This is a genomic window from Haloferula sp. BvORR071, assembly GCF_000739615.1.
Taxonomy (GTDB): domain Bacteria; phylum Verrucomicrobiota; class Verrucomicrobiia; order Verrucomicrobiales; family Akkermansiaceae; genus Haloferula.
This window is the reverse complement of sequence record NZ_BATP01000007.1, coordinates 271,061-284,354: the sequence shown is the minus strand read 5'-3', so window position 1 is coordinate 284,354 and position 13,294 is coordinate 271,061. Positions and strand designations below refer to the sequence as shown.

The following is a 13,294-nucleotide window of genomic DNA, read 5'->3' as shown; positions in this document are numbered from 1 at the left end:
AAAAGAATCCGGCATGGCCAATAAGGAGAACCAGAAGGCGAACAAGCTGAGGAAGCGGCGTTTCTACAAGCGCAAAGGCTTCTGGCTGGGGTTGATCCTGTTTTGCGTTCTGAGCGCGGGGATCGGTTACGTCGGCGTCGAGCGCTACACCCGCCCCTTCCGCGAGCGGGCGGACGCCTACGATCTGGCGCGCATCAACGATCTGGAAATCCCCAGCGTGATCTTGGACCGGCACGGCAAGGAGATCGGCCGCATCTTCGTCCAGAACCGCAGTGTGATTCCGATTTCCGAAGTGCCGGATATCTTCATCGAAGCCCTGAAGGCGGGGGAGGACCAACGCTTCGAAACCCACGACGGGATCGACTACATCGGTATCGTGCGCGCAGTCTATCTGAACAAGAAGGCTGGCAAGCGCACCCAGGGGGCCAGTACCGTGACCCAGCAGCTCGCGCGCAATGCCTATGACCTGATCAACGAGAGCAAGCGGCGCGGCGAGGACGACATGAATCGCAAGATCGTGGAGGCCTTCCTCGCACGGCGAATCACGAAATCCTACAGCAAGAAGCAGGTCCTCGAGTTCTACCTGAATCGCATCTATTTCGGCAGCGGTTATTACGGGATCCGCTCCGCCTCGCTGGGCTATTTCGGGAAGGAGCCGAAGGATCTAACCGCGCTGGAGAGCGCGGCGATCGTTGGCTGCATCAAGGACCCGAACGACATGACGCCACTCCGCTACCCGGAGAACAACAAGAAGTCGCGCAACTTGGTGCTGGGCCGGATGGCGGAGGCGAATGCGATCACCTCCAAGGAGGCCAGCAAGCTTTCCGCCGAGACCCTCAAGCTCAACCCCAAGCCGCTGCAGCGTGGCACCAGCCATCTTTACGAGCGGATTGCCGATGAGATCGGCCGCGAACTCGGGCCGGATGCTTTGGCCGCCGGCGGCTTCATCATCCATACTTCTATCGATGCCGATGTGCAGTCGGCGATGGAGAAGGGCCTGAAGGCCAGCTACGAGAAAGCGGAAGCCGTTCAGGGCTATGCCAACCAGAAGAAGGCCGACTATAAGAAATCGTCCGGCAAGCCCGCGGAATATCTTCAAGGGGCGGGCCTGATGGTGGATCATGCGACCGGTGAGGTCTTGGCGCATGTCGGCGGCCGTGACTATGCGGAGGTGCCTTATGACGTGATCGAGCTGGGCAAGCGTCCGCTGGGGACCGCCTTCCTGCCCTTCGCCTATGCCGCGGGCTTCAAGCAAAACCTGACCCCGGCCACGGCGGTGACCGATGAATGGATGGACGCACGCTTCGTAGGCATCGGCGGTACCGAGGGCGTGATGGGGGAGTGGGGGATGGAAACGCTCAATCCGGGGAAGCCCGAAGGCAAGATCACGGCGCGCCGGGCGCTGGAGAGTTCCAAGATCGGGGCCTCGATTGGCTTTGCCCAGATGGCCGGCCTGCAGAATGTGGCGAATACCGCGGAGGCCTTCGGCCTGCCGATGAAGGGGGCTGAACTCCTGCCGCGTCTGGCGGCAGGGTGGGAGGCTGCATCCATGAAGGACGCCGTGCGGGCAATCTCGGTCTTCGGCCGCAATGGGACCAGTGCTCCCAAGGTCTTCACCTTTGTGGACCGGGTGGAAAACAGCGAAGGTAGCATCGTTTACAACCGCAAGATCGAGGTACCCGTGCGCTTGGAGCCGATCGATGATGCCACCTCCTACATGGTGCACACCATGTTGCGCGGCGGCATGGAGCGGGGCAGCGCCTCCGGCCTCACCGAGATGCTGGTCGAGAAGCCTTTCAGCGGTGCGGGCAAGACCGGCACCACCCATGATTTCTCCGACAACTGGTTCCTGGGCTACAACGGCCGCGTGTCCTGCGGCGTCTGGCTCGGCTTCCTGCAGCCGGGCAAGTCGATCTATCAGGGCGCCTTCTCGAAGGAGCTGGCGATGCCGGTCTGGGCGGATGCCATGAATGCCTGCGCCAAGGACTTCGGAGGCAAAGTCATCCCGCAACCGGAGAGTATCCAAGAGGTGAAGATCTGCCGGGTCTCCGGGCAGCGGGCCACGCCCTATTGCTACGAGACCGTGATGGACCCCGTCACCAACCGGCCGCGGACCCGCTCGGCGGAGTTCACGGAGTTCTTCCGCAAAGGCATGCCGACCCTGCCCTTCTGCCAGATTCACTCGGGTTCGGAATCGGCGGCTCCTGAAGGAAGGCCGCTTAGCCCTGCGATGATCGACAGTACCCCGGTGCGGCCGAAGGAGCAGATCCTGCTGGGCGAGGATCCCTATTTCACCGAGCAGGTGATGCTTGAAGGGATGGAACACCAGCCGCAGCGCAGGAGCACCAACGTGCTGGACAGCTTCGATCTGGGGGATGGGGAAAAACCGCTGCAGCTGGCTTGGCCCAAGCGGATCAAGATCATGCCGGAATGAAGCGGTTCTACCCCTCGTCATGGTTGGTAAAATCCGCCTCTGATTTGTCACTCGTCTTTGAGTCCGCGATGCGCTACCGCCGCTCCGAGCAACCCAAACCCCTCCTTGGCAAAAGGCCACGGTGGGGTGATGATGCGCCCGTCGTCATGATCCGCCTTCTTCTTTGTCTCGCCGCCACGGCGACCGCGCTTGCCCAGGCACCGCGCGCCGAGCCGGTGGACGAGAGCGAGGCCGAGGTCCAGCCGCCGCAGCCCTCGGACACGGATTGGTTCACGACCGGCAAGCGCCTGCATGACGCTGCGCGGGCCAGCACCAATATCGACCAGCGGATGGAGCGTCTTTCCGGCGCGATTTCGCTGCTTAACCGCTTCCTCGATACCAAGCCGAACGATCCGAACGCCGAGGCAGCCTGGTGGTATCTGGGCGAGAGCTACTATTTCTCCGGGCGGACCGACGACGCGCGCCGCTGCTATGGCTCGATCCTCAATCGTTACGCCAAGGGCGGCTTCGCCAGTGCGGCGGCCTTCCGGCTGGCGGTGGATCATTTCAACAACCGCCAGTATGCGCTGGCTGCTCCCTACTTCGAGAAGATGGTAGCCGTCGCGACCGCGCCGGACCACCGCTTGAAGGGGCTCTTCTACGCGGGCTTCTCATACGAGCTGTTAGGGCGCACCCGTGAGGCCAGCGACTACTACCGCAGGGTGATTGCGGATCCGGAGCCGCAGAATACCTTCTTGGGCAAGGCCCAGCTTCAGCTCGGCAAGCTGCTTTCTCGCGCGGAGAAGCTCGATGAAGCGCTGCCGCTGCTCGACAAGGCGGTGATGTCCCGCAGTGCCTCCGACATCCGCGGCCCTGCTGCCGTGGAGGCTGGCATCGTGTCGGCCAAGCTTGGCCAGGCCGAAATTTCTGACAAATACCTGATGCTGGTGATGAACACCGCCGGCATGGAGGCCTATCGTCCGGATGCGCAGATCGCGCTGATGAACGCCCGCTACGATCGCAAGGAGTATAGCGAGGTGATCTCGATCTTCCTGCGTAGCGCGGAGAAAGCCCAGGGTGAGCAGGAGGCAAAGCGCTTGATGGTCGCAGCCAAGTCCTACATGGCCTTGGACCGCAATGTGGAGGCACTCGAGCTCTTCCGCGAGGTGGAGAAGCTGATGCTGCCCAACAACATCCACGCCTTCGATGCGAACTACCTGCGCTTGCTTTGCTTCTACCGGATCGAGGGCCGGCACGTGCCGGATCAGGTGGATGCCTTCCTGGACATCTACCGCAAGAATCGCCCCCGCGATCCGAAGATCCATTCGGCGCTGCTGATGAAGGCAGAGACGCTGATGGACGCGCACAATCCGACCGAGGCGGCCAAGGTTTACAACGAGATCGACGCCACGGTGCTCAGCCCGGAGAACCGCAAGGGCCTGCTCTACAAGCGCGCGGCCTGCCAATTGGCGAGCGAGGACCCGCAGGGAGCGGTGCGCTCCTTCAGTGAGTTCATCACCACCTATCCGGACGATCCGCGCGCGGCGGAGGCGCTGATGCAACGCGCACAAGCCTACGAGACCAGCGGCGAGCCGATGAAGGCCATCATCGACTACGATCAGGTCATCACCCGCAACCTCAATCCGGAATACACCGAGCTGGCCTACATCCAATCCGCGGAGATCGCCAAGCAGGAGGGTAACCTCGAGGACATGATCGCCCGTTACGAAGGCTTCCTCGCAAAGTTCCCTTCCGCCACTCGCGCCCGCAAGGCGAAGGCCAACTACTGGCTGGCCTGGGGCATGATCAAGAAGGACCACTTCAAGGAGGCCGTCCCTCATGCGGAAACCGCCCGCGACCTGGAGCACGCGACCTACGGCAAGAACGCCGGTGCCCTGCTGGCCTTGGCCCACTGGACCTTGCAAGCTCCCGAGCCGCTCTGCGATGACGTGGACCGCGCCATCAAGGACGAGTTCGTCGACTACTTGCCGGAGCAATTGATTGACTGGGCTGCCATGCAGGCTTTCGGCGCCGACCGCTTCGAGCAGTCGGCCCGCTTCTACCGCCTGATCGCGGATGAGGATGAGCCGCGGAGTACTGCCAAGCAGACTTGGCGCTACCTCGGCAAGGCCCTCCTCGCGGCAGGCAAAGCGAAGGAAGCCCTTGGCCCCGTGAATAACGCCCTCGAAGTGGAGGATGTGCCGATGTGGAAGGCCGATGGTCTGGTGGACCGCGCCAAGGCACTGCTTGGCCTCGGCAAGCTGGATGAAGCAAGCGCCGCGCTCAATGAGTGTCGTGCGCTCCAGCCCCAAGGCCGCACGATCGCCGAGGTGATGATCGTCAATGGCGACATCCAGATGAAGCGCAACGATCCCACGCGCGCGGCCGTTGATTACGTGTCTGCGGTGGAGCAGCTCGACGACAGCGACCGGGTGATCAAGCCGCAGGCGCTGAACAAGGCCGCGACCGCACTGGAGAAGAAGGGGGATCCCTCCGCGGCCCAAGAGTACCGCATGATGCTCCGGAACAAATATCCGGAGTTCAAGGCACCCTGACGCAAATCGGCAGGGACGTGGAGGCGGTCGGATGCGCTGGCTTTTCGCCGTGTCGCGATTTCGCTCTTATCCGCCGCAAAGGGGAAACGTGCCGTAGGGATTGGCCCTACAGGCCGAACGGGCGATATACCCTACGCGATTAAGTATATTCAAGTTTCCTAATATTCCTTGTTTTCCGAGGGTTGTGGTCGCAAAATCGGACGCGTCCGGCGGGCTCTTCTCAATCGCAGGGTTCTCACCACCCCGTCTTCCCCGACCCATGAATGCTCCCCGGGCAATCCGTGCCCTCGTCTCTGCGTGCGCCCTGATCGCACCAGCCGTTGAGGCCGCCACCGTTTCCTCTGCCAGCTCGTCTTGGACCGCGCTGGCGGGAAATTATGACTATTTGGCGGACCAGCAAACCGGCCAGCCGGCGAGCGATATTGTCGGCAGCGGCACCAACGGTGGCTTCTTCACGACTTTCAATAACAACGGGAGTGCCAGCTCGACCGATGGCACCCTCGGCTTCCGCATCCGCTTGGATGAAGCTGACGGCAACAAGAATAACCCGGCATGGAGTGCCATCCTGTGGGTTGGAATTGAAGCCAACGGGGACAATGCGATCGACGTCTTCCTCGGTGTGGGCATGCAGGGAAGCACCCCGGTCATGGGCATTTATGCACCCGGTGGCCAGGCCAACACCTCGCCGAGCACGACCTCCATCGCGTCCTCGGCCACCTATAGCTACACGCGGGACGCGAACAACTACAGCTACCGTCCGGTGAACTACCTCACGGACGGCGGGACCACCAACGATGCGACGCCCTCCACCACCGGTGATCCGGACTACTACCTGAGCTTCATGATGCCGTTCGCGGATATCGTGGGCTTCTTGAAGAATAACAAGTCGATCAACATCACCGACCAGTCGAGCCTGCGCTACGTGGTAGCGACCTCCACCCAGACAAACAGCCTCAACCAGGACTTGGGCGGGGTGAATGGCGGCGTCAACTCCGCACAGACTTGGTCCCAGCTCGGCGGCTTCTCCCAGACGGTGAATGCCAGCGGCAATACGATCCCGGAGCCTTCCAGCTTCGTGATGATCGCACCGCTGACCCTGCTGGCCGCCCTACGTCGCCGCCGGAACTGATTCTTCGACTTCGTCTTCGGCATTCTCCGCCTTGGCCTCGCGGATCCGCTTCAGGCGGATCTGCAAGTCGGCCAGAGCGTTCATGAAGTAGATGTAGCCGTCGTAAGGGCTGCCGTAGGGTGAGAAGTACTGATGCACACTGCCATCGGTGCCGCTCTTGGTGGACATCCAGTAGAAGTGGTCGGAGGTCTGCATCTTCGCCCACACGTGGGCCAGGTCGGGATCCTTGGCTGCCAGCACTTCCTCCTCCAGCCGGTGGATCTTCGCGATCGCTTCCTGCTGCATCACATTGCCGGTCCAGGCGCTGAGGTCCCGCTCGGCATCGGCCCATGAGGTCGGCCAGTGGCAGTCGTATTCCTTGGTGGCGCGGAACATGTCCACCACCTCGCCGGGAGTGACCCACTTGATGTTCTGGTCGAGCACTGCCTCCGGGAGCTTCTCCCAGAACTCGAAGATGCCGGTGTCCTTCCACTGGTGCTCGCCGATGGTCTCGTAGTCGAGGAACAGGTTCACCACATCCCCCGGAGCCTTCTTCAGCCATCCCGCGAATTTCTCGGGGGTGAGGGGATACTCCGACCAGTTCTTGTCGGAGAAGCGGAAGCCCAAATCGTCGGAAAGGCCGACGTTGCGCAGGATGGTCTTGAGCTGCGAGACGTGCGGCGCGCGGTAGAGGAAGTTCGGCGATTGGCCGTTGAGCACCCATGGCACGCCCTCCGCGAGGATGCCGTCGAAGCCCATGGTCTCCGCCTGTGCGGCGATCGCGTTGTTATAGATCAGCTCGGTATTGCGGAAGACCCGCGGCCGGACTTGGAAGGTGTCTTCGAGGATATCGAGATGTCGCTCCACCTGGCGCTCGAACTCCTTCTTCGAGTGCAGGATCGCCAGCGAGTGGTAGTAGGTCTCAGCCAGCAGCTCGACATTGCCCGTGGCCACCAGTTCCTGGAAGGACTTCAGCACGTCCGGCCGGTGGTGGGCCATCTGCTCGATCACCGTGCCGCTGATCGAAAGGGCCATGCGGAAGCGGCCCTTGCTCTCCTTGATCGCCTTCTTGAAGAGCGCGTTTGCCGGTAGATAGCACTTCTCGGCGACCTTTGAGAGCACCTCGCCATTGAGTCCATCGTCCTCATAGAAGGCGTGCTCGCCGATCCGGAAGAAATCGTAAGGAATCAGCCGGTTTGGCTGGTGCACCTGGAAGTAGAGGCAAACGTCGGGCATGGAAAAAAGTGCCGAGTGATCAGTAAGCGGTGATCAGTGCTGGATCTGTGGCGGGGACCGGTCTTGGTTCTGGTTTCTTGCTTCTGGTTGCGCCAGCTCATTTCACGGAAGCGTGTACGAGATCTTGGTAGATCTCCACCACTCTCTCCGCCGCGGCGTCCCATGTCGAGGCCGCCATGTCCAGCGCGGCCTGCTTGACCACCTGCTCGCGGAGTTCCTCGTTCTCCAGCAGGTCGATGATGTGCTTGGCCATCAGGTCGACGTCCCAGAAGTCCGCCTTGAGCGCGCCCTTGAGCACCTCGGCCACGCCGGACTGCTTTGAGATCACTGCGGGAATGCCGAACTGTGCGGCTTCCAGCGCGGACAAGCCGAAGGGCTCGGAGACCGAAGGCATGCAGTAGATGTCAGTCATCGAGAGCAGCTCGTTGACCTTCTCCTTGTTCAGGAAGCCGGTGAAGTGGAAGTAGCCGCCGAGTCCGCGGAAGGCACCGCTTTCGATCAGCGGCTTCAAGCGCTCGCCCGTCCCGGCCATCACGAAGCGAACGTTCTTGTTCACATCGAGCACCCTCTGCGCGATCTCCAGGAAGAACTCGGGACCCTTCTGCGCGGTGAGACGGCCGAGGAAGAGCACCAGCTTCTCGGGGAACTTCTTCCGGGTGCTAAAGACTTCCACCGGCTCCGCGCCATTGTGCACCGGATGCACCTTCGCGGGATCGATGCCGTAGTGCCCGGAGCAAATCTGACCGGTGTAGCGGCTCACGGGGATCACCGCGTCCGCCTGCTCCATGCCGTATTTCTCGATGTCGTAGATCCATCCGCGGGCATCAGCCCCGGCCCGGTCATATTGCGAGGCGTGGACATGCAGCACCAGCGGCTTGCCGGTGGCCTTCTTCACTTCCACGCCGGCCAGGAAGGTCATCCAGTCATGCGCGTGGACGATGTCGAAATCGGTTAGAAGCGCCAGCTTGGCCGCGATCTTTGAGAACTCGACCACCTTGGTGCCGAGGTCGGCGCCGTAGAGCTCACCCATCTTGAATTGTTCAAGCTGGTTGCGGGTGGTCTGGGAAAACTTGATTTCACCACCGGGTTCCGTGCGGATCTGTTCTACGGTGGTTTCGGTCGTATCGTAGGGATCCAGGAAGATCGGCACGCGATCGATCTGGGCAAAGCTCTCGTAGCGATATTTGCCCTCCACGGTCTGCAATTCCTCCACGCGGAGGTTGTTCAAGCCCGTGAGGTCGAAACCCTCGAAGCTGGTGTCCGGAGCGGCGCGCGGCACGATCACCCGCAGGTCCACATGCTTGGAAAGAGCTTGGGAAAGACCAAGGCAGGCGATCCCCAAGCCGCCGTTGATCAGAGGGGGGAACTCCCAACCGAGTTTGAGCACGCGAAGACGATTCATGACCGAGAGGGCGACATGGAATCCTGATTTTCAGTGACTCCCGTGACCGTGGGTGTCCATGAGCAATGGCCGGGCCAATGTCCATAGAAAATACGGAGATACACGTACCGAGTTCGCCACGCTGGCATCGAAACGATTCATTGCAAGGTTCAAAGTTGTGGCGTCTTGCCATTATGTCCGGTTTTGCTGCGGACACAAAAGCACCTCGATTTTCAATCAATCGGAGGCAATTTGCGAACGGCTTCCGGATGACCGGCTTGCCGTATGACTACGCATTCGCGTACTGGCACAGCTCGTGCCATGGTTCTACCTATGGGAGCTTCGTCCTCCCCCCGATCGACATGGCATCCGAAGAATTCTCCGGCAACTACATGGAGAAGCACCAGACCGCCGCAGCGGTTGTGGACTTCTTGCCAGGCAGCATCCGCGACAAGCGGAACCCCGCGCCCGGCGTCTACGAATTCCTCACGGACAATGGGGTGCTTTTGCAACTCAGGTTGGTTGCAGAGGGCATCGTCCGCTTCCGCTTCTCGCCTGAAGGCCGCTTTGATGGAGATTTCTCTTATGCAATCGATCCGGCCTATCAGGGTGAGCTGCCGGAGCATGAGCTGATCGAATTCGCGGATGGCTTCGCTCTCAAGACGGGTAGGATCTCCGTCCGCATCGCGCGCCAGGGTCTCAAGACCACCATCACCGATACCATCAGTGGCCGCATCCTCTGCCAGGATGAGAAGGGCTACCACTGGGAGGACAACAAGACCTACGGCGGCGAGGTCGTGAAGATGAGCAAGGTCTGTCAGAACAGCGAATACTTCTACGGGCTGGGCGACAAATCCTGCGATCTCAACCTGCGCGGCAAGCGCTTCGAACTCTGGGGTAGTGATACCTATGCCTACGGTCCGCAGACCGATCCGCTCTACAAGAACATTCCCTTCTACATCAGCCTCTGCCGCGGGCACTGCTACGGGATCTTCTTCGACAATACTTTCCGCACCGGCTTCGACTTCGGCAGTGACAAGCCGGGCGTGACCACCTTCCGCGCGCAAGGTGGAGAGATGGACTACTACTTCATCCAGGGCGACAAGCCCTTGGATATCGTGAGCCGCTACACGCGCCTCACCGGCATGGCCGAGATGCCACCCTTGTGGGCGCTGGGCTATCACCAGTGCAAGTGGAGCTACTACCCGGAAGCGACGGTGCGGAACATCACCACCGGCTTCCGCAAGCGCAAGATCCCCTGCGATGCCATCTATCTGGACATCGACTACATGGATGGCTACCGCTGCTTCACTTGGGACGCGGAGCGCTTTCCCCAGCCGAAGAAGATGGTGGAGGAGCTTGAAGCGGAAGGCTTCAAGACCGTTGCGATCATCGACCCCGGCCTGAAGATCGATCCGAACTATCCGGCATGGGTCGAGGGCATCGAGCGGAACTACTTCTGCCGCCGCCAGGATGGCGCGCTGATGAAGGGCTCGGTGTGGCCGGGCCTCTGCCACTTCCCTGACTATACCCGGCCGGATGTGCGCGAGTGGTGGGCCACGCTCTTTAAGGATCTCATCGGCGATGTCGGCGTGCGCGGCATTTGGAATGACATGAACGAGCCGGCGGTTTTCGAGGAAGGAACCTTCCCTCACGACGTCCGCCACGACTACGACGGTCATCCTTGTTCGCACCGCAAGGCGCACAATATTTACGGCATGCAGATGGTGCGAGCCACCCGCCAGGGGCTGAAGCTCTATGGCAAGGGTCGCCGTGCCTTCTCAATCACGCGCTCGGCCTATGCTGGCACGCAACGCTTCGCCTGTGCATGGACGGGCGACAACGTCGCTTCCTGGGAACACCTGAACATGGCGAACACCCAGTGCCAGCGCCTCGCCACCTCAGGCATGTCCTTCATCGGCTCGGATATCGGCGGCTTCATTGAGACGCCCACACCTGAGCTCTACCTGCGCTGGGTGCAGCTCGCGGTTTTCCATCCTTTCTTCCGCACGCATTCCTCAGGGGATCATGGCGAGCAGGAGCCGTGGAGCTTCGGCGATGACACCACGGACTGGGTGCGGCGTGCGATCGAGATGCGCTATCATCTTCTGCCGGCGATCTACACCGCCTTCTGGCAGTATGTCAGCGAGGGCACGCCGATGCTGCGTTCGCTACCTCTGGTGGAGCACCAGAATCCGGATGCCTACTGGCGCAGCGCCGAGTTCTACTTCGGCGATCACCTCTACGTCGTGCCGATCTTGGCCGAAGGCGAGGAGGGCCGCTTCCTCTACCTGCCGCACGGCGATTGGTTTGCCTATCACGATGACGCCCGTCCGAAGGCGGTAGCCACGGACATTTGGATCGAATGCCCGATCGACCGCATCCCGGTCTTCGTCCGCGGTGGCGCAGTGATTCCTCACTGGCCGCTGCAGCAGTACGTCGGCGAGATCGTGAATCCCGAGCCCGAGCTCCGCACTTGGTGGAAGGATGGCAGCGAGACCAGCCGCTGGTACGAAGACGAAGGCGACGGCGAGCAGTGGAAGGAAGGCATTTATCGCGACTCCACCCTCAACGTCGAAGGCGGGGAGGGGAGACTGGCGCTCTCCCGTGAGTGGCAGGGCTCATGGACGCCCGGCTACGAGAATGTCCAGATCACCTTCTGCGGTATCGGCTGCGCCGAGGCAGAGCTGGGTGTTGTAGTCGATGGCCATGATCTCAGAGCCAAGCGCGATGATGACGGCCGCTACCGCGTGAGCGTGCCACGGGACTTCAAGAGCGTGGCGCTAAGTTGGGAGCCAGTGGAGGTGAACCCGCGGAAGAAAAGCGAGGTCGAGGCCTAGGCTTTCTGCCAAGGGAACACGAGCGGCTGCGCCGCAAAGATAAGCATCACCCCTCAATCACATCTTCCTCCTCCCGCTTGGCCAACTTCGGCAAAGGCGGCGGATCCTTTGGCCCCTCGTCGATGTGCGAAGCATCGCTGCTGAAGAAATCGATCGCGGTCTTCGCCACTTTCCAAGTGTCCACATACGCATAGCTCCCCACGCCCAAAGCCCCCGCGACGGGAATCCAGCGTGCGAGGGACTTCTTCACCGTGGTCTGGGTCAGCTTTACCCCGATCTTCCCCGCCACCTTCTGCAGCGTTTGGAAGGACGCTTGGCGAACCAGATAACGTTCGCCGACCCGCACCACCAAGTCACGCATCGCCATGGCCGTGGTATGCCGGAAGAGGCAGTAGATCATCGTCTGCTTGGAGAGCGACCAGCTCTTTCCATAGACCGCAGCAATATCCGCGACCATCTGGGACTGGATCTTCCAGACCCCGATCATCTCGGGCACGATCGTCGCCCACGCGAGGGGGCCCGGCGGCAGGGCCAGCATGCCCGCCGTGGTCGCCGCCTTGCGGGAGGCGTTCCGCGCAATCGCCTCGGCTCGATCCTTCGGCACCAGGCTGGTGCTTTCCGCGCTATCCGGCACTTGGCCGATAAAGCGCAGAATCGCATCCGCCACCTTCTCTGCGGCGGATGCGCCTTTGGCGAGCAGGGTAGTGCTGGTCTTGGGCTCTTCGGGCGTCGTTGCCATTTCGATGCCCGCATTAAAGCACAATTCCACGCCCGCGCGCGGCTTGAATTACGCCCCTGCTTTGTAGTCAGCTTTTTGCGGGGATCTCCCTCAAGCCCGGATGAACTCCAGCAGGTCCGCGTTCAGCTTGTCCTTGTGCGTGTCCGTGATGCCGTGTGGCGCGCCGGGGTAAATCACCAGCTTGTGATCCTTCACCAGCTTCGCGGACGCCAGCCCACCGACTTTCACCGGCACCACTTGGTCGTCGTCGCCGTGCAGGATCAGGGTGGGGATGTCGAACTTCTTGAGGTCCTCGCGGAAGTCGGTCTCGGAGAATGCTTTGATGCATTCCAGCGTGTTAAGGTGGCCGCCCATCATGCCCTGCAGCCACCACGCGTCGATCATGCCCTGCGAGACCTTGGCGCCGGGTCGGTTGAAACCGAAGAATGGACCGGAGGGCAGGTCCTTGTAAAACTGTGAGCGGTCGGCGAGCTGCGCGGCGCGGATGCCGTCAAAGACTTCGATCGGCACGCCGTCCGGATTGTCATCCCGCTTCACCATCAGCGGCGGCACCGCCGAGATCAGTCCGGCCTTGGCCAGGCGCTTGGTCCCGTGGCGGCCGATGTAGCGCGCGACCTCACCGCCGCCGGTGGAGAAGCCGAAGATCACCGCGTTCTTCACGTCGAGGTGATCGAGCAGCTCCGCCAGGTCGTCCGCGTAGGTGTCCATTTCGTTGCCGCTGGCGCTCTGATCCGAGCGGCCGTGGCCGCGGCGATCATGGGCGATGCAGCGATAGCCCTGGCCGGCCAGATAGATCATCTGGGCTTCCCAGCTATCCGCACTCAGCGGCCAGCCGTGGCAGAAGACAATCGGTTGTGCGGCGGGATTGCCCCAGTCCTTGTAGTAGATCGTGGTGCCGTCTTTGGTGGTGATAGTGCTCATGGGCTCGATGGGGTTGGAAACTTCAGCCTTATTTAGGGCGTCACCTGCTCGCTGTGACCGCGATCTTTGCCGGATCTCCGGAGACCGCTTCGATCTTGAAA

At 61.5% G+C, this 13,294-nt stretch carries 8 protein-coding genes; 4 read left to right on the top strand and 4 right to left on the bottom strand.

Going from position 1 to position 13,294, the window contains the following annotated elements:
* Window positions 1–13: 13 nt before the first annotated feature.
* From BV071_RS06470 to BV071_RS06460, 3 genes are all read left to right on the top strand, one after another.
* The gene (locus BV071_RS06470; protein WP_035603615.1) at window positions 14–2,434 is read left to right on the top strand and encodes a transglycosylase domain-containing protein; all 2,421 of its coding nucleotides are present in this window, start codon (window positions 14–16) and stop codon (window positions 2,432–2,434) included.
* Between the two features lie 146 nt (window positions 2,435–2,580).
* Window positions 2,581–4,968, top strand: a complete 2,388-nt coding sequence (locus tag BV071_RS06465) for a tetratricopeptide repeat protein (RefSeq protein WP_265594136.1) — start codon at window positions 2,581–2,583, stop codon at window positions 4,966–4,968.
* A 259-nt stretch (window positions 4,969–5,227) separates the two neighbouring features.
* The gene (locus tag BV071_RS06460) at window positions 5,228–6,097 is read left to right on the top strand and encodes a hypothetical protein (protein WP_035603611.1); all 870 of its coding nucleotides are present in this window, start codon (window positions 5,228–5,230) and stop codon (window positions 6,095–6,097) included.
* Here the strand turns inward: BV071_RS06460 and BV071_RS06455 are convergent.
* Both BV071_RS06455 and BV071_RS06450 read right to left on the bottom strand, forming a co-directional pair.
* The gene (locus BV071_RS06455) at window positions 6,077–7,312 is read right to left on the bottom strand and encodes a glycoside hydrolase family 57 protein (protein ID WP_035603607.1); all 1,236 of its coding nucleotides are present in this window, start codon (window positions 7,310–7,312) and stop codon (window positions 6,077–6,079) included. The genes BV071_RS06460 and BV071_RS06455 overlap by 21 nt on opposite strands.
* A gap of 97 nt (window positions 7,313–7,409) precedes the next feature.
* Window positions 7,410–8,714, bottom strand: a complete 1,305-nt coding sequence (locus BV071_RS06450; RefSeq protein ID WP_035603604.1) for a glycosyltransferase — start codon at window positions 8,712–8,714, stop codon at window positions 7,410–7,412.
* A 341-nt stretch (window positions 8,715–9,055) separates the two neighbouring features.
* On the opposite strand from BV071_RS06450, the gene BV071_RS06445 reads away from it, so the two are divergent.
* The gene (locus BV071_RS06445; protein WP_265594135.1) at window positions 9,056–11,533 is read left to right on the top strand and encodes a TIM-barrel domain-containing protein; all 2,478 of its coding nucleotides are present in this window, start codon (window positions 9,056–9,058) and stop codon (window positions 11,531–11,533) included.
* Between the two features lie 46 nt (window positions 11,534–11,579).
* On the opposite strand, the gene BV071_RS06440 is transcribed toward BV071_RS06445, so the two are convergent.
* Window positions 11,580–12,272: a hypothetical protein gene (locus BV071_RS06440; protein WP_075090849.1), complete on the bottom strand. Its 693-nt coding sequence runs from the start codon at window positions 12,270–12,272 to the stop codon at window positions 11,580–11,582.
* Window positions 12,273–12,362: 90 nt separating this feature from the next.
* Entirely contained in the window at window positions 12,363–13,193 is an 831-nt protein-coding gene (locus tag BV071_RS06435) for an alpha/beta hydrolase (protein ID WP_035603601.1), read from the bottom strand.
* Between the last annotated feature and the right edge of the window lie 101 nt (window positions 13,194–13,294).